Below are 20,175 nucleotides of genomic sequence, written 5' to 3'. Positions count from 1 at the left end.
CGGGTGACAAGACCGTCTAGCAATCTTTTTTAGCGCAACGGAGATTTTTTTGGAGGGGGTCGGAATCCGCACTGATACTTTTCCTCTGGCGCCTTGCCTTCGCGACTAACTCGGCATTACACTTGCGGGATTCTCTCGGTCACAGTGCCCTCATCGGCACGACCGTATACAAAACAGTTCCCGTCCCGCGGCGGCCCCTCCCATTCGGGACGCCCTCCTCTGGCATAAGTAAGAATACAGGATGTCCACGTCAGTCGACACTGATCCCACCGCGACCGATGAGTCGCTCGGCAAGGCTCCGCTGCAACTGGAAGTCACCGTGGAAAAACCACAAGCGTGCCTCCGTGAAGTTGTTGTGTCCATCCCGCGCAGCGAAGTCGATCGTTATCTCAAAGAGGCCTACGACGAGCTCGTTCCCGATGCCCAAGTGGCTGGGTTTCGCGCTGGTCGAGCACCGCGGAAATTGGTCGAGAAGCAGTTCAAGGAGCGAGTCCAGGAACGCGTCAAAGGCTCGTTGCTAATGGACAGCCTCAGCCAAGTCACCGAGCAAGCAGAATTTTCTGCCATCGGTGAACCCGACTTTGAATATGAATCCATCGAATTACCCGATGATGGACCGTTCAAGTTTCAATTCAGCATCGAAGTCCGCCCCGAGTTCGAAACACCGAACTGGAAAGGCCTCTCGCTAACCAAGCCTGTCGAAGAAATCACTGAGAAGGATATCGACGAAGCACTCAAACGAGTGCTCTCCCGTTACGCCTCGCTCGAAGCCAGCGAAGCGCCCGCCGAGCTGGGTGACAAGCTGCTGATCACGGCCGTCTTCCGTGACGGCGACCGCAAGTTGTCCGAAATGGACGAAGAGCGTGTCACGCTATCGAATCGGCTGAGCCTGTCCGATGCCGTTTGTGCGAACTTCGGCGAAATGATGACCGGCGTGAAGGAAGGCGATGTCATTACTGGCCAAGCCAAACTGAGCGAAGGTCATAGTGACGAGTCGATGCAGAACAAGGACGTCGATGTTGAATTCACCGTCGTCGAAGTTCTGAAGCTCGAACTGCCGCAACTCACCGCTGATTTCTTGGATGAATTGGGCGAATTTGATTCCGAAGACGAGCTGCGCGACTTCGTGCGTAACTCGCTCGAACGGCAAGCCAACTTCCGCACCGAACAAGCCGTGCGGAGCTCGATCGTCGAGCAATTGCTCGCGGGTGCTGAATTCGAACTGCCGCCGGCACTGGTTAATCGCCAGACCCGACGAGAACTCGATCGGAAAGTCCTCGAATTCCGCCGCAGTGGTTTCGACGAAGACATGATCCGTCGCTTCGTCAATGCCAGCCGCCAAAACCTGCAAGCTGGTACCGAAGCGTCGCTGCGTGAACACTTCATCCTCGAGCAAATTGGCGAGAATGAAAACATTGACGCCCTGCCAGAAGAGTTCGAAGCCGAAATTCAACTGATCGCCGAGCAAAGCGATTCGTCGCCACGCAAGATCCGCGCTCGCTTCGAAAAATCGGGCCAGATGGACGCGCTGCGAAATCAGATCGTCGAACGCAAGGTTATCGAGGCGATTTCCGCAGCCGCAAACGTGACGGAAGAAACTGTCAGCCAAGATGCCGAGTCGCAAGACGAGGAATTCGCGGTCTACCACGAAGTCATCCCAGTTCGCGACAACGACGCGATTCCGGAAGCCAAATACGACGACAACACTCCAAAGGGTGCTGAAGCCGAAATGGAAGACTCGAAAGACTAATTGCTGTCGATCGCCCCGGCGATCGGTAATGATGCCATCGAAAATTGAGGGAAGTCCGGATCATCCGGGCTTCCCTTTTTTTATGCCTCTTCCGCAGTATCACGCAGTCGCCGTTAGTGCGAACGGATGGTGCGCCTCGACCTCCTGCATGCTCGGGTAGATCATCCGACCGGAGGCATGTTGCTCTCAAACCGCGAAGCGGTGGCATGCGACAGCCCCCGGACGTCAGTCCGGGGAGGGGGAACTGAGAGAGACTCAGCATCCCAGGAACCGCGAAGCGGTGGCATGCGATAGCCCCGGACGTCAGTCCGGGGAGGGGAACAAACCCTCCGCCATTTTGAAATCGCGAAGCGATGGCAGGCATTTCCCGTGTAAAACACCAGCCGTCCCTCCAGGGCTAAGTGTCTTCGTTTGCAACCGGCTCCCCGGACGTGCGTCCGGGGCTGTTGCATGTCGTGACTTCGTCACTAAGAGGAAAGCTGGAATAAACCGGCAGCAGGTTTTAGGTCGTGTACAGCGAATTGAAACGCACGTAGTCTTCCGTCAAATCGCTCGACCAGTACTTCGATGCACCTGGGCCGCTGCCGACGGTCAGCCGAAGCTTCACTTCGGAGGCTTGTTTCATCCGCCTGCTCATATCGGCTGCGTCGAAGGCCAGTGGCCGACCATCGCGAAACACGCAGTGACCTTCGATCAACAAAGATGTTTTTTCGACTTCGATGGGCGGTCCCGCGTAACCCGCCGCGGAGACGATTCGGCCCCAGTTCGGATCGCCTCCCTGAATGGCGGTCTTGACGAGGGGGCTGGCGGCAACGCACCGTGCAATCGTCAGCGCGTCGGCATCGCTGGCCGCTCCCTCCACAGCGACTTCGAAGAAGCGAGCGGCGCCCTCACCATCGGCGACCAAGAGCTTCGCTAGCTTCAAACAGGCTTCCGATGCCGCTTCAATGAATCCTGCGGCGGCCTCATCGGAGGTCACCCAGTCGCCATCGCCGCTGCTGAGCAAGACGACGGTATCGTTGGTGCTCGTATGGCCGTCCACACTGACGCGGTTGAAGGTCCGCTCGACGATTCGACGAAGCGATGACTGAGCTTCCACGCCGCTCATTGGAAAGTCGGTGACGATCACGCCGAGCATCGTGGCCATGTTGGGCGCGATCATCCCGGCGCCCTTGCACATCGCTGCGATGCGGTAAGACTGCCCGCCCGCTGCAAACGTCGCCGACGCCGTTTTGCGAAAACTGTCCGTGGTGCAGATCGCATCGGCGGCCGCCAGGAAATCGCGTTCACCGCTGCCAAGTGCCTGACTGGCCAGTTGAATGCCTCGCTGGACCTTCTCCATCGGCAGTCGCTGGCCGATGACGCCGGTGCTCATCACCAAGACATCTTCGGCGTCGCAGCCAATCGCCTCGGCAACCTGCTCGCACATGGCGATTGCGTCGTCAACTCCCTCCTGCCCCGTGCATGCATTCGCGTTTCCGCTATTGGTGATCACGGCGCGGCAGGTCGTGCGCGGGGTCCGTTGACGGCAGAGCAATACCGGCGCGGCAAAAATCTGATTGGTGGTCGTGACGGACGCCGCTACACAGGGCTGATCGGCCACGATGAGCGATATGTCCGATTTGCCGCTGGCTTTGATCCCGCCGGTCGCACTGGCAAAGCGGAAGCCGGTTGGCAATTCGTGGGAGCTTTCCATCGCTGATTTTTCCGCTTCATTCATGGCAGAGGGCCGAGTTGGGAGAGTGGGGGAATGGGAGAGTGGCATTGTAGGACTTGGCGGCATGGGCAGTCGAGACGCGGTCGGGTGGTTTTCATTTCGCACTCCCGACGCCTGCCGATCCATTCCGCTGCCCTGAAACCCCATCGCGATGCCCCGAGATGCAATCGGCCCGCTCCCGCTGAGCGGCTCGCACACGCTTGATGTACCATCATCGTCAATGAAATCGACATTCCGAGGGACCGTGAAGTGCCCGGTCTGATCCCCGGCAGGGATGCTCTCGCGAAAGTAATTGTGAAATCCGCCTGGGCAACTCGCCGTTTTTGGGGGGACCGTCGCAGTCAGGTCGAGGCACCGTCCCGCGAGGTTGGGTCGCAAGCCGTTAATCTCAGAACGACTGCTGGGCATCCGGTTCGTCTTGGATGATCAGCCAGCGGCCATTGGATTGGAGCCCCGTTACCTCTTGCTCGCCACCGTCGGGCCATGTGATGTGCGCGGTGAGCGAGCCGTCACAGTCTCCCAATCCAAAACGAATGACACGCTCGTTACTGCACAGGTACCCGTCCCCGGATACGAGTGACTGGGTCCACGTCGCCTCACCGCATTGAATACGGACAATCGCACCGATGGCATCGCGACTGCAGTGGATCCCGCGAAGCTCGATGTCGAGCCACTGACCACGCCCTTCGCACTCATTGATCAGCAGCGCGACCGGCTCGGTTTGGTGCGTCACGACCAGGTCGGTTTTTCCATCACGGTTGGCGTCGATTGTCCAGAGACTGCGTCCGACATGGACTCCTTGCAAGTATTCGCCATCGATCGAACGTTCGATCGACTCAAAAGTAGAGTCCGTCCGGCGACGAAAAATCTGCATGGGCTGCGCGTACTCGACACGTTCTTCGCCTCGTGAAAACAGGTCGACATGACCGTTGGTCACCACGAGTTCGAGCTGTCCGTCATGATCGAGATCGACGGCCTGGGTGCCGAATCCGACCAGCGGCATGGTCTCCGTGACGAGATTCAGTTGACTGGTTCGGTCTTGCCAGATCCCCTCGTGGACCTGGTCGTGCAGTGTGTTGTATTCGTTGTCGAAATTGGTGACATAGAAATCCATATCGCTGTCGCCATCGAAATCGGCTACGGCGATACCCATCGAACCCTGGGCCTGTAAGCGATCGTTCGCGGCCAACCCACGCGGCATGGCTGAGTCCGTGATTTGGAACTCGCCTGCGTTCGCTTGGCGGCTCCAGTAGTGATTGTTCGTCATGTCATTGGCGATGAAGACATCATTGCCGGCGGTGCTGTCCAGCGACCCCACGACGACGCCGAGTCCGCGGCCGAGGGCTTGCGGGATGGCGGCCCAATCTTGCGTGCGATCGATAAAATCACCCGTCGCTTGGCCTTGCAGGAACTGGTCGGCGAGGGCCGGGAATTTGACGGGGGTGCAGGCGCGAAAGACGGGCGAGTCTGCCATCGGGCACGGTTCGGTGACGGGTTCTAAGCCGTCGCAGTAGTTGACGACGACGATGTCGGCAAGCGAGTCCCCGTCGATGTCTGCGATCGCCCCGCTGGTGGACCAGTCACTGTCCCCTTCCGCGTTTTCCCGCGGTGCAATTCGATCGCTGGCATCGCGAAAGGTACCATCGCCTTGATTGATCAGTAACGTGTTGGCGCCATAATTGAGCACCAGCAAATCGGGAAAGCCATCTTCGTTGACGTCACCGACCGCCACGCCTTGCCCGAATCCTTGATCACCCGTACCGGTGGGCAAGGTGACATCCGAGAACAGGCCGACCTGGTTTCGAAACAGAGCGTTGGGCTCGGAGTCGCGGCCCGGCGGCGTGCCCCCGGCGGCGATGCAATACACGTCGCTCCACCCATCGAGGTCGTAGTCGATCGTGCCGCCGCCACAGCCGAGGGTTTCAAAAAGCATGATGCCGGGCTGGTCCAAATGCTCGCTGGTGCGGCCAAAGAACTTCAATCCCCGAGCGACGGCTTCGTCTTCGAATCGCAGTCCTGACCGGTCTGCCTGGGCGGGTTCGATTGCAGCGGCAGGCCCCGCCATCGCGCCCTGGGTCACGCGGGCTCCCTGAGCGATTTCGGGTAGTTCGAAAGCGTCCAGGTTCATTGTCAGCTCCGGGAAATTCGCGGTCATCTGCCAGGGGGTGTCACTGCGAAGCTGGGAGATGATTTCTTGGCGAGTTGACTCCATCGGAACCGTATCGTCTTCGGGCAGGGACATCCCGATCGATGCCCAGGCCTCTGCTTCCCACAACCGGCCCAGGTCGCGAAGGTTCTCAACGATCTCCAGACAGATCGCTCGTGATATCTTGCCCGTACGCTCGAACCGATGATGGGCTTGGTCCAGCGTGCTCAGCCGCGAGGCTCGCGTGCCGATGAGGGGCAGTAAATCCTTGTAGGGCTGAAGCGACTCATCGTCGATGACTTGGAGAGCCGAACTCAGTTTCGACCAGGATTCGGTTGCATCGGGGGCGCGGTATGCCGCTTCCCAATACGCACGCACCGCCGCGCGTGAGTTACGTTGCGTCCGCGCCCACTCACCCACCGTCATCCAGTAGTCCGTGGTCGCTGCGACGTCAGGCGACTGCGATCTCGTCCAGCTTTCGATCGCGTCGAGTTGCTCGGTGGCGGCGAGCGAACGGCCCAGCAATAGCGTTGCGGGCATGAATCCCGGGTGCTGCTGAGTGATTTCTCGAGTGATGCGGACCGCTTCGTCATACTCGTTGGAGTCATATTTGATCTTTGCGTCGCCCACGAGCGGTCGCAGGTCGTCGGGGTGGCGTTTGGCCATCGTTGCGAGAGGCTTGGCGTCGAGAGTCCGGCGCTGCGTGTTACTGAGCGACAGTAGCAAATCGAGATCGAAATGACGCTGGCGTACGAGTTGGCGGCCGTGCGGCAGTGCCCGCAGACGATCTTCGGTTCCGATGTACAGGTCATACAGCGAACGGCGTGTTTCCACTTGGTCGGGATGCAGAGTGACCGCTTCATCGAGCAGTTCGATGCCATCGTATAGGCGACCGACGTTCACGAGCGCGATCAGCGCCTGCTGGATTCGCTTTTCATTGCTGAGTGATTCCACGTGACAGGCATCGACGAGCAAGTCGGCAGCCCGATCCGGTTGGTCATTGTGATAGGCGACCTGCGCCACGAGCGAGATGATTTTTGCATCGTCAGGATACTTCGCTAACACCGTGTCGGTGAACAGTGCCGCTTCGGCCCAGAGCTGGCCGCGAATCGCCGCGTTCATGTCGAGCAGCGGAGTGGACGACTGCGCTGCCTCTTCTTGTGGTGACAGCGGCGTTTGCGAGGGATGGCAACCGACGATACCGGCGAGCAGGAACAGCAATAACGCCACGGGTGCGGGGATCAACGCCTCCGCAGTTGCGAGCGGGGCGGCGAAGAGCGGCGAGATCGATTTCATTTTTTTCATACCCCAAAGGTTTGCTGTCCCACTCTTCGGTCGTGTTGGCAATCCCGTCCGGGGCCCGTGAGATGCTTGTGTGCGAGTGGGCGAGCCAATAGACTACCGTAGCGGAAAACGCCGAGGATTTCGATTCACCCAGCGAAAGAGTCGAGAATCCACTCTGGCTTCCGTCGACCCCGCATGGTTCATTTCTAGAATTTGACTCTCTACCTTTTCATGCGCATCTACGGATACATCGGTTGTTTTGTTTCGCTCCTAGGTGGTTTGGCATCCACGGGCTGTCGTGACGCTGCGGTGAAGAAGTCGCCTCGCCCAGTCCAGTCACCGTCCGGTTCACCAAGACCGCCTGTGCAGCAGGTCGCTCTGACGGCCGAAAGTCGCGCTCGGGTGGAGAAATTCTGTGGTGATTGCCATGCGCTGCCACGGCCGACGAGCTCGCCCAAAGACGAGTGGTTGGGAGAAATCGAGCAGGGGTTTTCTCTGTATGAGTTTTCAGGGCGGACGGACTTGCAGGTCCCCAGCAAGGAGTCGGTGCTGGCGTACTTCGAGCCTCATGCGCCTGATACCTTCGTGATCCCCGAGGTGACTCAGCCGCTGCCCCCGAGCGAACTCGCGTTCACCGCTCAGTCGGTTCGGTTGCCCGGTTCACGGCCTCCCGGTGTGACGAACGTACGCTGGATTGATCTCGGCTGGGGAGGATCGCCCGCGCTCGTGTACTGTGACATTGGAACGGGCGGCGTGAAGGCGGATTGGCCCGGGCAGCCCGACCAGGAACGCGGAATGACGAAGAAGTTGGCAACGCTACTACAGCCCGTGCACAGCGAAGCGTGTGATTTGAATCAGGATTCGTTGACGGATTTAGTGGTCGCGGATATCGGCGAGTTCAATGCCAACGACAGCGACTTGGGCCGCGTCGTGTGGCTCCGCCGCGAGTCCGAGGGGAGCGAAACCTACCAAAGTGTTGTGCTCCGTGAAGGACTCAGTCGCGTCAGCGACGTCCAACCCGGTGACTTCGACGGGGACGGCGATACCGATTTGCTCGTGGCTGAATTCGGTTGGCGGACCACCGGAAGCATTTTGCTGCTGCTCAATGTTGGGCTCAATGACGAGGGTGTCCCCCAGTTCGAATCACGAGAGATCGACAGTCGCAACGGTGCCGTTCGGGTTCCACCAGTGGATATCGATGGCGACGGTGACCTAGACTTCATCGCCCTCATCAGCCAAGAACACGAAGTCGTCGAGGCCTTCCTCAATGATGGCCAGGGCAACTTTGATCACCAAGTCGTTTGGCGAGCGCCCGATCCAGCCTACGGCTCGAGCGGAATTGAGCTGGTTGACATGGATGGCGACGGAGATCTCGATGTCCTGTACACCAACGGCGACTCGTTTGACCGAGGACACAAGCCGCATCACAGCATCCAATGGCTGGAGAACAAGGGTTCGTTCCCGTACGTCCATCACCCCATCGTGAATATGATGGGTGTGCTCAATGCGAAAGCGGCTGACTTTGACGGCGATGGTGACATGGACATTGTCGCCTGCTCTCTTTTGGCCGGCAGCACCGCGAGTGAGTTCGCAGCGGCGGGCGTTACATCACTGATGCTGCTCACGCAGACGGAACCCGGGAAATTCGAGCCCTCGAAACTTGAGAGCGGGCATTACGATCACATCTCACTCGAGGTCGGTGATTTTGACGCCGACGGCCGCGTCGATATTGCAGTCGGCAACTTCCTGCGGCAAGGGAGTGCGGAAACACCTGATCTCACGATTTGGTGGAATCGCCCCTAGCGAGGGTGAGCCGAGTTCGGTAGCTCGCCGGCTGACCTGGGCTGTCGAGAATCACGGGGAGCCATCTACCTCGGCAGATGGCTTTTCAGCTGCTCGATAAACTGTTCTCGCTGGACGGGCGAGAGGATGTGTTCGCGGCGGTCGGTTTGGATGGCGACTCGCCGCAGCGACAACGCGGGGCCGCTGCGCAAGGTCGATGATCGGTTGATGTCTCGCATCGCTGCGTAGGGAACCTGGTAACAGATCACACCGCAGCGGATGGACAGGGCATCGTTCAGGAAGGTGTAGCGACAGGGCACGACGAAGATGGCTGTGACCCCAAAAATCGCTGCTGCGGTCAAGAACATCGACGACGCATCGGCAGGTCGACCGTTGGCCATCAACACCATGCCAATCGTGATCGCGACCAGAATCGGAAACACGAGCAGCATTGCTAGCCACCAATCGACGGCCGATCGGTAAACCTTCGGCCCCCGCGAGACCGTTTCGATTGATCGCGCGGAGCCAGAGCGGTCGGGCGACTCAAGTTGAGGGAGTTCAGACACCGAAATCAAAAACCTCTAGTAATCACTACGGGAGAAATAGACACAGCCAATCAGTAGCATCACCGCAATGAAAACACCGCAGCTCAGTAGTGGGCCCGCAATCCGGTAGCGAACCACCTCGGCTGCTCCCGCTTCGCCACCTCCGATCACCAATGAATCGTGTCCCGACACCATGGCCGCCGAAGTGTCACCAAGCTGCAGGACTTGCGGCGTCAGCCATTCCAATCCTCCCACGACGTAGTAATCGACCCACCGCCAGACGGATAACGCTGGTGTGATGGAATCCACGACGGTGACCTCGATTTCGCGTGTCGACGTACTCGGTACAACGATCGAAAAACGTGTTAAGCGATCCACATCGTGTGCGACGACCAAGCTTCCCGGCTCAGCCTGTGAATCGGATGGTTGCCAGTGCATCGATTCGATCTCATCGATCGGTAGCCGGGTCACATGCTGCAGGGTAGGCCCAGCCACCCTGACGAGATCACAGTGTCCCGACGAGGTGCGGAGCAGGAAATCGGTCTCTGAAATCGCGACCAGCTCCAGCGGTGTGCCGGGAACCGTGTTCTCCCGCGAGTCATGGTCCCACTGACCGGCCAACTGTAGCGTCTCGGCATCGAATATTTTCACGGGCTGTTCGCCTTGGGCCAGCACGATCCAACGCGCTGACGCGGCGATCACGGGGGCCGCTCGATCGGTGGCTCGTGGCACGTCGACATGTGCGATCGTCGTCCAGGGTTGGTTGCGAGTGGGCCCCTGGGGCTCAATCCGCTGTAGACGATCGGCAGTCAAGACGACCAGGGTTCGCTGATCGGGTACCTGAGTGACTCGAAACGGTGCGTTCAAAACAACGTCAGGAGGCAGGATGGACACGAATGAATCGGTCGCGCCACCCTGCATGGTGACGAGGGATTGGAGCCATGAACTCACCGATCCGAGGGCGCGAGCACCTTCGCTCGACTCGCTCTTATTGGTCGCTGCATTGTCCTCGGTGCCGTTCTCGGTAACCACTGTTTGGCCTGCCGCGATGGTTGGTTCTTCGCCCGCGGCCTCGAGGTCTTCGCCTGCGGCCTCGAGAATCGACGTGCGTTCGGTAACCAATAGGTCCGCCGTATTGATGGCGACGACCGTTTCCTCATTGATGCAAAGCAAATGTTCGGTGGCCGTCGGCAAGCGGAGGCTCGGCTGCGGCTTCCAGCCATCACCGCGTGAAAGGACGACGAGATCGAGTGATCCCGAACCGAACGGATTGAAACGGCCATTGCGAATCCGCGCCGTCAACACGTGATCTGGGTCCAGGGCGACCGGCGTGAGCACGCGGTCACGTGATCCCGCTTCACTTTCGATTACCGGTGACCAACGTTGCGACGAGGGGTGCAGATGCACCAATCCGCTACCGCCGGTGGCCGCAAACAAATCATCACCGGCGACCGTCATTCCAATGATTCGATCTGGCGCGACAACGCGGGCATTAACCACACCGCCCACGATTCCAACCACCACACACACCGCTGCCAAGGCACCCGCCGCAGCGATCGAGATGATCGACGACCGCCATTTCAAACCCGCCAGGACAGAGACGCTGAAGAACACCGCGAAAATAATGACGGCGATCGGAACACACCACAGAATTCGACCATTCCAAACATCGAGACGGCAGCCGGCGATCAGGTACAGCCCTAAGACCAATTGGGACACACAGAGCGTCACGAACGCACAGCCCCCGATGAATTTGCTGATCAACAGACCGCTGCGTGTGATCGGTTTGCTCAACAGCAAATGCAGCGATCCGGTCTGCAGCATGTCGGGGATAATCGACGCGGTCACCAACACGCCCAAGAAAACCAGGACCAGACCCAGCAACCAGTTCACCAATAGCGGGATGACAAACTGGTTGAATAGCGTGTCAAACTGCAAGCGATCGATCTGGAAATCGGTAGGGAACTCGAGCCCCGCGTAGGTCAGCACGACCGAGCGGGCACTGCGGGATTCAAACACGCCCGGCAGGGCGGCTTCGATCCGTAATCGACTGCGCCGTTTGCGGAGTGAATCGGAGAGTTCCGCGTCAGCCGTTTCATCGAGCTGCCGGAGTTCTCGCAGGCGGACCGTGTCGGCCCACACCTCCGCGTCGTACCAATCAATCCCAGGCGCAGTCCGTGGTCCATCCGCTGGCGGAACCGCCGCCCCTAGCTCGGGTGATTTGGGTGGGTGGGGGGCTGCCTCTGCTTCAGCCGTCCCTGCATCGGACTCAATCAAAACGTTCAACGCGTCCGTCAAAAGGTTGAGCCGGATGCGTACCTCATCGCCCTCGCCGACGCGACGCAATTCTCGCTGTAGTTCCTCGGGCATGCCCTGTGCGATGCGTCCGATCGGAAGCTCGCGAGCGTCTGGGTCCACGATGCCCTGGGCCAGCATGGCTTTCATTCGCGTGCCGTTGTACACATCAAACCAACGGAACGTCGTCGTGTAATCTTCTCGCAACCCGATCGGTGCAAGTGTCGCCAGCAGAATCCAAATCGCGAGAAAGGCGGCCCACAGCACGCGTGAAGCCAACGCGGCATGGAACGAGTCGCTGATAATCGCTAGGTAAGGTCTCATGTCGCGTTATCTTGCTGTTGATCGCGCACCAGTCGCATGAATGTGTCTTCGAGTGAATGACGGTGCGGCACCAATCGGATGAGCGAGCCGCCGGCACCCCGGATTCGATCCACGATTTCATCGAGCGAGGCACGATGCTCGCAACTCAACCGGCACCGATATCGCAGCTCACCGCCGCCAGCAACAAGGGGCTCGCTCAGCCAGACCACACTATCCCCCATCGCTGGCTCGAGAATTCTGGATGTCACGCGACCACGCTGTTCACGATCCGTAGGAGCTTGATCGGCGATCGCCGTCAGTGAGGGCAGTTCGAATTCCAACTCAACCAAGACGTGGGAAGTCGTCGGTCCGAGCGGGCCAACCATCTCCGCGATCGGACCCGCAGCCAAGACCTTTCCTTTCGCCATGATTGCCAGGTGCGTGCAGATCAGTTCGACTTCATGCAGGATATGACTGTTGAGGAAAATGGTTTTCCCCGCATCTCGCAATTGTTCAATGATGCGACGCACTTCGCTCCGGCCCACCGGATCGAGACCGTCGGTGGGCTCGTCCAGGATCAGCAGATCGGGGTCGTGCATGAGTGCTTGAGCCAATCCGAGCCGCTGCAGCATGCCTTTGCTGAATCGCTTCACGCTTTCGCGATCCCGCCCTGCCAGGCCGACGAGATCGAGCAGTTCGTCGCTGCGGCGAGTGATCGTGAGCGAATCCAGCCGGCTGAGTTTGCCGTAGAAATGCAGCGCCGAACGGGCCGTATGATGGCGATCGACGCGGAGCGATTCCGGCAAATAGCCCACTCGGCGTCGCGCGTCGGTGGATCCCGCGGGGAGACCCAATAAGGACGCTTGTCCGCCCGTCGCCCGAATCACGCCGAGCAGAATCTTGATCAACGTGGTTTTGCCCGCTCCATTGGGGCCGAGCAACCCAAAAATCTGACCCGCATCGGCATGCAGGCAGACGCCCTGCAATGCAGCGACGTCACCACGCCGTAGCAGACCACCGCCACGATAGGTTTTCTCCAGACGATCAACTGCAATAATACTACTGACGGGTGCCTCCGCTCGGCTCACGTGAGCCAAGTCCGCAATATCATCGACAGCAAGACCGCCGCGCTCATCGCGATCACCGCCGCCAGCAACAGCTGATTGGCGGGCTGTCGCCACGAGGGCGCGTTGACTTCGCGATTGTAAAGACTGCGAAATCGCTCGCGTTCGCCCGCAGTGTCGAAGACGCCGTCTTCCACCAGTTCCTGGACTCCGAACTGGACTGAGTATTCGACGACCCCGTGGATGTTTCGTCGCTCGGCGCTGTCGCCAGCACTGTCGTCGTCGCCGATGCCCTCAAAATACCACAGTTGGTTTCCGAATTGCCGCTCGGTCTCGCAGCGATCATCGACGCAGCGGAGGTTGATGATCTCGCTGCTCTCAAGACAGAAGCGGGCGCGCTCGAGAGCTCGGCCGCTATCCAAGCGAACCTGGCGTAAAACTCGATCTGGAAATTGACGTTGGGGAGCTTGAGCACGCATTTGAAACCTCCGTTTACACGAACCGGTTCTCGGCCGGATACATTTATTATTGCCGACTGAGCAGCTGGCGTCATCGGCAAGCAGGAAATTTTGTGCTAATAATCGATGCTGAGACGCTCGCTGGGTAGATTGCCCAGATTCTCAATTCGACCCGAATCATGGGCGGGCACTTCCTCAAAAAAGTCGCTTTCCTCTTAACCCTTCTCCGCAGGCGCTGAAAACCGGTCGCAGGGACGGGGACCCACCCCACTCCTGCCCGCATTTCAATGCCGCTGCGTAACCGCGAACACTGATTCTATGTCCATGCCTCCTCCGCCTCAGCGAGCACCCGGCCACACGGGTTCCGATCAACAACCCATGAGCGGTGGAGATTCCGATTCACGGCCAAGGCCGCGGGCCAAGCCGTTGTCACGCCCCATCACGCTCCACGCTCCGATCACATTGGGCGTCGTGTTGATTGTCCTGGTCGTGATCCTGGGGGCGGTGTGGGTGACGGGCAGCCTGCTGGGGTTGCTCCGCGAAAAGGAATCGCCTGTCTTATTCTGGGTGATGTTGCTGGCCGGTTCGGTGTTGCTCATCGCTGTGCTCGCCGGCGTGATCGCCTATCTGACCTTGAGTGTCAAAGCGTTTAACTTGAATCGCCGGCAATCCAATTTTATCGATGCGGTGACCCACGAACTGAAAAGTCCTATCGCATCGTTGAAGCTGTATTTACAAACGATGACGCGGCACAAAGTGGGCGTGGACCAGCAAGCGGAATTTCACAAAATCATGCTCGACGATGTCGAGCGGCTCGATTTGCTGATCGATCACTTGCTCGAAGCGGCCCGGATCGAGCGTGGCGCGGCATCGGAGGACGCGACCGAAGTCGATCTTGCCGAGCTGTTGGCCAAAGTCGCCATCGCCGCCTGTGTGCGCTACAAACGCCCGCCCGAAACGGTCCAGATCGACTGTCCCAATATCGTGCTTTCGGCACCGCCGATCCAAGTGGAAATTCTGTTTCGCAATCTGATCGACAACGCAATTAAATATGGTGGCAGCCCTCCGCTCGTTCGGGTCATCGCTCGGATGAATCCAGAGACCAGCGGTGAGGTAACCATTTCGGTTTGCGACAACGGCGTGGGAATCCCGGCCCATTTGCGCCGCAAGGTATTTGGCCGGTTCGTTCGGCTAGGCAATGAGCTGGAACGCAGCACCACGGGCACTGGCTTGGGGCTGTACTTAGTTCGCAACGTCACCCATGCGTTGGGCGGACGGATCAACATTGTCGACGCGGAGTACAACAGCATCCCCACCGCTGCCGGGGCGGAGAACGTGGCCGATGCCCAGGCTGGGGATCGAATGGGGACACAGTTCAATGTCACTCTCCCCGAGGCGGCTCTGCGAACCGAATCGGTGCCGCCGGCAACTCCGTAAGGCACGCGGCTGAAAAAGTTGATTTGGTCGACAATCTCGACCTCTCGTGGTTATACTCTCACTCGACGTTCATTCGACCGTATTCTCGTCCCGATCGACCACAGGAAGTTTTCAGCATGTCCCTCGAAGACAACCCGATGTCGCCCATGTTTCGCATTGATGTTTCGGCGAAATCCGAGCCCCATCCAACCTTGTCGAGCGAGGAAATGACCGTCCAACTGCTCCGCCAGATGCTCGTTGGCCAGCAGAAACAGACTAAACTGCTGGGCGAACTGGTCGCTCAGAATGCAGCCATGCAGAAACAGCGAGCCGGTGAGCTGCAGCAGTGGAAAGACGCTCATCCGGAACTCTCACGCGCCTGCCGGCGGGCGGCTGAGACGCTCAGTGAAGTTCAAACGGAATTCCTCCAATCGGTGACCGAGGAAATCGACGATTCGGGCGAGCATCTCGTCGAGGGCGAATACATGCTCAACGAATTTATCGACCGCTTCGGGCCCCGGATGGCGCACCTCAACGGCATTCTGCAGGTCCTTGCCCAGCTCGGAACGGGCGATCCTGTCGCACAACAACAACAGCATTAGCCCCGCTCGGGAAACCCGGACTCAGCGATTTGAAAAAAATTCCCAAGGGAACCTTTCCACAATCGGCTCCGTCCGTTACGCTCTGGCGAATTCAGCAAGCGAGCCGGTTTTGGTTCGCCGCGGAATTGCCAGAAGAAGACATTATTGACACTTCGGGGCGTAGCTCAGCCTGGCAGAGCGCCTGGTTTGGGACCAGGAGGTCGCATGTTCGAATCATGTCGCCCCGACTTGTAATAAACCCTGCGAAACAATTTGTTTCGCAGGGTTTTTTTGTGCCCTGAGCCCTGTGCTTCAGGAGCGGCGCGACTGCCAGCAGCGAGCCCATTTAGATTCGCCGCGCAACCGCCGGGGCAGAGTCTCGCAAGCATCCCGGTTGGCGGTCACTCCCCCATCGCCAGTCGCTGCATCGTTTCATTATTTGAGGCGGCGCGTGGTACCCGATGCCTCACGGCATTCGGCTCATCACCCCACCGTGTGATGTCACCAATGCAGCGGCATCGATTTCACCCCGTCTGCCGTCAGTCGCTGCATCGTTTCAATATTTGAGGTGGCGCGTGGTACCCGATGCCTCACGGCATTCGGCTCATCACCCCTACCGTGTGATGTCACCAACCCAGCGGTATCGATTTCACCCCGTCTGCCGTCAGTCGCTGCCTCGTTTCAGTATTTGAGGTGGTGCGTGTTACCCGATGCCTCACGGCATTCGGCTCATCACCCCACCGTGTGATGTCACCAACGCAGCGGTATCGATTTCACCCCGTCTGCCGTCAGCTGCCGCATCGTTTCAATATTTGAGGTGGCGCGTGGTACCCGATGCCTCACGGCATTCGGCTCATCACCCCACCGTGTGATGTCACCAACGCAGCGGCATCGATTTCACCCCGTCTGCCGTCAGTCGCTGCATCGTTTCAATATTTGAGGTGGTGCGTGGTACCCGATGCCTCACGGCATTCGGCTCATTGTTGAATCGCCATCGCCGATTCAATCGACTGTCCAAAAAGAAATTTTGCTGCACCAGACGCGAGTCCATCCTATAGTTCCCTGTGGTCGACACGCCCGGAATCAACCCGCAGGAAATAGGCAAACAAGACAGAAGGCACTTCGGAAAATGCTCGCGATAACGATGGTGGCGCTGCTGTCGGCGGCCGGCGTCGATGCGTTCGCCCAAGATGGAACCAAGCAAGCCGCACCGAGCTTGGAATCGGTTGCCGAGCGTGCCTATCTGTACGGTTTGCAGCAGGCCATCTTCTATGGGCAGCGCTGGACCTATACCCAGAACGATATCAAGGAAAACGAAATCTACTCAGGCGTGAACCGGTTCTTTTGGGTGCGCAAGCAGATCACGCCCGACTTTCCAGTGGTCACCCCGAACGCCACTACGCTCTATGGATCGGGCTTCCTCGATTTACAGGCTGGTCCCGTCGTCATTGAAGTCCCCGAGATCACCGACCGCTATTTCAGCGTCCAGGTGATGGATCAATACGGGATCTTCCGCATGATCGTCGGCTCGCCATTCAACGGGACCCGGGCACGCAAATATATCCTGGTGCCCCCGGGCTATGAAAAGAACCTACCTGCGGAGTTCCCCACCACCGACGTTATCCAGTGGCAGTCCAAGACGGCCTACGCGGTGGTCCGAATGGCCGTCGAGACCGGTTCGAAAGAAGAGATCGAGACGATCAACCGTTACCAGGATCAAGTCACCATGACACCGGCTGCGCAGTGGATCGCCAATGGCAATCAGGGGCTGGCGCAAGCAGGTCGAACGATTCAGCCAGGGACGTATGTCGTTCCCGAAGGCCTGCCTGGGTATGCGATCGGCCAGGTCGACAAACAGACCGCCGAACAGTACTTCACCCTGCTCAGCGTCATTCTGAACGATCCCACCATGACCCTGCTGCCTGACTCGTTGCTCGAGACTGAAATGATCTCGCAGTTCCAGGCGGTGAACATCGGGAACGGCCTCCACTTTGACTGGTCGAAGCTGCCTGCCGATCAGCAGGCGAGCTTGGAAGCCGGCTTCCAGGCTGGTTTCCAGAGTGTCCGCAACACTCTCAAAACAAATTTGATCAACATGAATGGCTGGGGGGCGGTCCGCAATGATGGCGGGTTCGAGACCCGTTGGATGGATCGTGCCGTGATCGCCGATGCCGCCTGGGCGGCACCGGACAAGAACATCTCCCACGCCGGCGCGTTCCTGTTCACCGATGCAGACGGCAAACCGCTCAGTGGCAAGAACAAGTACACGATGACGTTCGACATGGATGACCTGCCGCCCGTGACCCAGTTCTGGTCCATTCCTCTTTACGATTCCAACGGCTATTTCGTGGCCAATGAGATCGACCGCTACACCGTGAACAGCTTCATGCTCGAGGCTGGCGATCTGGTGGTCAAGGATGGCAAGCTGGTGATTTACATCCAGCATGAGAAACCGTCCGATGCAGACCAGGCGAAGAACTGGCTTCCCGCACCGGCTGACGGCATGCGTTTCACCGCGCGTTTCTATGGTCCCTACGTGCCACTGACCAATGGTACTTACAAGATGCCCAAAGCCGTCCAGGTTCAGTAGATGTTTTGGCTCATCCGATGTTTTTTAGATCCAGCGCGGGCATCTCCCGAGAGCACGCGGTATAATCACCGGCCTATTCACCGCTCTCTGCCCGTTCCTCGCCGGTGTGCCCTGTACGCAGACGCCGGTCGCGAAAGAAAACTCCGATTCGATCTCGATGGCATGCCGAATGGTGCCACCAGCTACGATGACGCCTACCAAGCCATTGCGAGGTTCGCTCGCCGGACGCTCGATCGGGTGCATCACTTCGGAACGAGCGGAAAATAAGTGGCCGAACGCTCCGCGGTCGGAATGGTCGACCGCGAAGCGTCCGACCACAACTTCAGACAGTAATTTCCCGCTCGTTCTTTAGGCATTTCTTACCGCCGATTCGATTCCACGGTATGTGTTCACCGACGTGGGCATCGCCCCCTTGCTTCCACCCCTGAGACCGCGGCCTGATGGGAACGCGGTCCAACGACGTTTTGCTCGATGACTGATGAGCGGGTATTTACGGGAAATCGTGATCGCCACGCGAGCGATCTTCACATGCACTCTTGAAAACTCAACCACGAAATATGATGAAAACAAACCACAAACGCTCTCGCAGCACCACGCTTACTGCAGTTTCGACCGCGATAACCCTCTGCGGCTGCCTCGCATCGCCTGCATTCGCCCAAACCCATGATGGTATCCCCGCATCGATCGTCACCCCTGACGTCGTCGAGACCGGATTTGGCAAGCTGACCTTTCAGGACGGCGCGCCGACGGCAGAGACCGCCAAGACGATTGGTGACATGCAGCTCTTCACCAATGGTCTGAACGTCTACAACAACAGCTTCCGCGGCGCTTCGGCGCTGGCTATCCAGAAGGGCTTCGAAAGCATCGGTGCTCGATTCAACGATGTCGTTATTTTTCCGGATCTGATGGATTCGTCTTCCATCTTTCTCACTGCCAACGCCGACACCATCTACTACCTCTCGGTAGTCGATCTGAGCAAAGGACCGATGGTCATCGAGCAGCCACCCAAGGGCGTGGGGACGATTAACGACATGTGGTTCTCGTGGATCATCGATATCGGGTTCCCTGGCCCTGACCGCGGCGAGGGCGGCAAGTACTTGATCGTTCCGCCGGGTTACGAAGGCTCACTTCCCGACAGCGGCTTCCACGTCGCGCATTCCCAAACCAACCGCGTGCTCTACGCGTCCCGTGCCTACCTGGTCGATAACGACCCCCAGCCGGTCGTGGAAATGATCAAGCAGACGCTGGAAATCTATCCCTTCACGCCGGGCGGCTACGGCACCAGCATCGCGACGGCACTCGAAGGCGGCGTGCGACTGGGCAAGAATCCACCGGCTCCCAAAACGAAATTCGTCGAAGCCAGCGGTAAGGCCTTCAACACTGTCCCACCAAGCGACTTCGGCTTCTTCGAGATCATCAACGAGAACGTCCAGAACGAGCCGGCCACCAGCTACGACGTTGAACTCGCGGGGCAACTCGCCGCGATCGGCATCGTCCACGGAAAGCCCTTCAGCCCTGATGCCAATGCCAAGCGAGTCCTCACCGACGCCGCCAAGTTCGGCAACGCCACCGGCCGCGTTCTCAACTGGCGTTATGCCGCCACTCACCCCGACTGGAACTATTACGACGATTCAAACTGGGGCAACATGCTCTGGGAAGGTGGCTACAACTTCGAAACACCACCGCCGATGATCACCAAGGAAGGCATGTTCGTCCCGAACCCACCGACCGGTGCCCGCACGCTGGATTCACGTACCGCCTTCTACTTCGGCTACACGCTGGATTCTCCCGGCATGATCATGCGTCTGCCACGCGTCGGTTCGCAGTATCTGATGAACTTCCTCGATTCGCAGGACACACCCTTCGACGGCGGCCAGACCTACCAGGTCACCCTTCCCAAGGACATCCCCGCCGAAGCGTTCTGGTCCTTCACCGTCTATGACAACCAGTCGCGATCCATGCTCGCCACGCCACAGAAATACCCTCGCGCCGGCAGCCAGACCTACCCATCACCCGCCGCCAAAGAAAACGCCGATGGCTCCACCACCCTCTTCTTCGGCCCAACCCAACCCGAAGGTGTCGATCGCGGCAACTGGATCCAAACCATGCCAAACAAAGGCTGGTTCACCATCCTCCGCCTCTACAGCCCACTCGAATCCTTCTTCACCAAAGAGTGGCAGCCGACGGAAATTGAACGGGTGAAATAAGGAACATTCGACATTGAACAACGCGGACCGGTCGCTT

General features: G+C 58.8%; 13 protein-coding genes and 1 tRNA gene. 7 read left to right on the top strand and 7 right to left on the bottom strand.

Annotated elements, in window-relative coordinates; genetic code table 11:
- Positions 1–241 precede the first annotated feature (241 nt).
- Positions 242–1,750, top strand: a complete 1,509-nt coding sequence (tig, locus tag SH410x_RS05340; RefSeq protein ID WP_473675301.1) for a trigger factor — start codon at positions 242–244, stop codon at positions 1,748–1,750.
- 502 nt (positions 1,751–2,252) lie between these two features.
- Here tig and argJ read toward each other — a convergent pair.
- Together argJ and SH410x_RS05330 are read right to left on the bottom strand one after the other, a co-directional pair.
- Positions 2,253–3,470: a bifunctional glutamate N-acetyltransferase/amino-acid acetyltransferase ArgJ gene (argJ, locus tag SH410x_RS05335; protein ID WP_473675299.1), complete on the bottom strand. Its 1,218-nt coding sequence runs from the start codon at positions 3,468–3,470 to the stop codon at positions 2,253–2,255.
- A gap of 385 nt (positions 3,471–3,855) precedes the next feature.
- A complete protein-coding gene (locus tag SH410x_RS05330; RefSeq protein WP_473675297.1) occupies positions 3,856–6,909 on the bottom strand; it encodes an FG-GAP-like repeat-containing protein in 3,054 nt (1,017 codons plus the stop codon).
- A gap of 201 nt (positions 6,910–7,110) precedes the next feature.
- On the opposite strand from SH410x_RS05330, the gene SH410x_RS05325 reads away from it, so the two are divergent.
- Positions 7,111–8,700: an FG-GAP repeat domain-containing protein gene (locus tag SH410x_RS05325; RefSeq protein ID WP_473675295.1), complete on the top strand. Its 1,590-nt coding sequence runs from the start codon at positions 7,111–7,113 to the stop codon at positions 8,698–8,700.
- 65 nt (positions 8,701–8,765) lie between these two features.
- On the opposite strand, the gene SH410x_RS05320 is transcribed toward SH410x_RS05325, so the two are convergent.
- From SH410x_RS05320 to SH410x_RS05305, 4 genes are read right to left on the bottom strand one after another with little or no spacing between them, the layout of a single operon-like run.
- Positions 8,766–9,245 (bottom strand): PH domain-containing protein, encoded by a 480-nt coding sequence (locus SH410x_RS05320; protein WP_473675293.1) that lies wholly within the window; start codon positions 9,243–9,245, stop codon positions 8,766–8,768.
- A 15-nt stretch (positions 9,246–9,260) separates the two neighbouring features.
- Positions 9,261–11,843: an ABC transporter permease gene (locus tag SH410x_RS05315; RefSeq protein WP_473675291.1), complete on the bottom strand. Its 2,583-nt coding sequence runs from the start codon at positions 11,841–11,843 to the stop codon at positions 9,261–9,263.
- Positions 11,840–12,910 carry an ABC transporter ATP-binding protein gene (locus SH410x_RS05310; RefSeq protein ID WP_473675289.1) on the bottom strand — a complete coding sequence of 357 codons (1,071 nt, stop codon included), beginning with the start codon at positions 12,908–12,910 and terminating at the stop codon, positions 11,840–11,842. Before SH410x_RS05310 ends, SH410x_RS05315 begins: the two co-directional genes overlap by 4 nt.
- Positions 12,907–13,365 (bottom strand): hypothetical protein, encoded by a 459-nt coding sequence (locus SH410x_RS05305; protein ID WP_473675287.1) that lies wholly within the window; start codon positions 13,363–13,365, stop codon positions 12,907–12,909. Before SH410x_RS05305 ends, SH410x_RS05310 begins: the two co-directional genes overlap by 4 nt.
- Before the next feature lie 297 nt (positions 13,366–13,662).
- On the opposite strand from SH410x_RS05305, the gene SH410x_RS05300 reads away from it, so the two are divergent.
- The 3 genes from SH410x_RS05300 to SH410x_RS05290 all read left to right on the top strand — a co-directional run bounded on the left by SH410x_RS05300 (position 13,663) and on the right by SH410x_RS05290 (position 15,589).
- Positions 13,663–14,781 (top strand): sensor histidine kinase, encoded by a 1,119-nt coding sequence (locus tag SH410x_RS05300; RefSeq protein WP_473675285.1) that lies wholly within the window; start codon positions 13,663–13,665, stop codon positions 14,779–14,781.
- A gap of 116 nt (positions 14,782–14,897) precedes the next feature.
- Positions 14,898–15,362 (top strand): hypothetical protein, encoded by a 465-nt coding sequence (locus SH410x_RS05295; RefSeq protein WP_473675283.1) that lies wholly within the window; start codon positions 14,898–14,900, stop codon positions 15,360–15,362.
- A gap of 153 nt (positions 15,363–15,515) precedes the next feature.
- Positions 15,516–15,589: transfer RNA gene (locus SH410x_RS05290), tRNA-Pro, on the top strand.
- Between the two features lie 626 nt (positions 15,590–16,215).
- Here SH410x_RS05290 and SH410x_RS05285 read toward each other — a convergent pair.
- The gene (locus SH410x_RS05285; protein WP_473675281.1) at positions 16,216–16,392 is read right to left on the bottom strand and encodes a hypothetical protein; all 177 of its coding nucleotides are present in this window, start codon (positions 16,390–16,392) and stop codon (positions 16,216–16,218) included.
- Positions 16,393–16,470: 78 nt separating this feature from the next.
- Here SH410x_RS05285 and SH410x_RS05280 point away from each other — a divergent pair, with 78 nt between their 5' ends.
- Entirely contained in the window at positions 16,471–17,931 is a 1,461-nt protein-coding gene (locus SH410x_RS05280; protein ID WP_473675279.1) for a DUF1254 domain-containing protein, read from the top strand.
- A gap of 776 nt (positions 17,932–18,707) precedes the next feature.
- A complete protein-coding gene (locus SH410x_RS05275; RefSeq protein WP_473675277.1) occupies positions 18,708–20,138 on the top strand; it encodes a DUF1254 domain-containing protein in 1,431 nt (476 codons plus the stop codon).
- Positions 20,139–20,175: the final 37 nt, after the last annotated feature.

It is taken from the genome of Rhodopirellula sp. SH410, assembly GCF_055811895.1.
The sequence above is the reverse complement of the archived record's forward strand: the minus strand, read 5'-3'. Positions and strand labels throughout refer to the sequence as shown.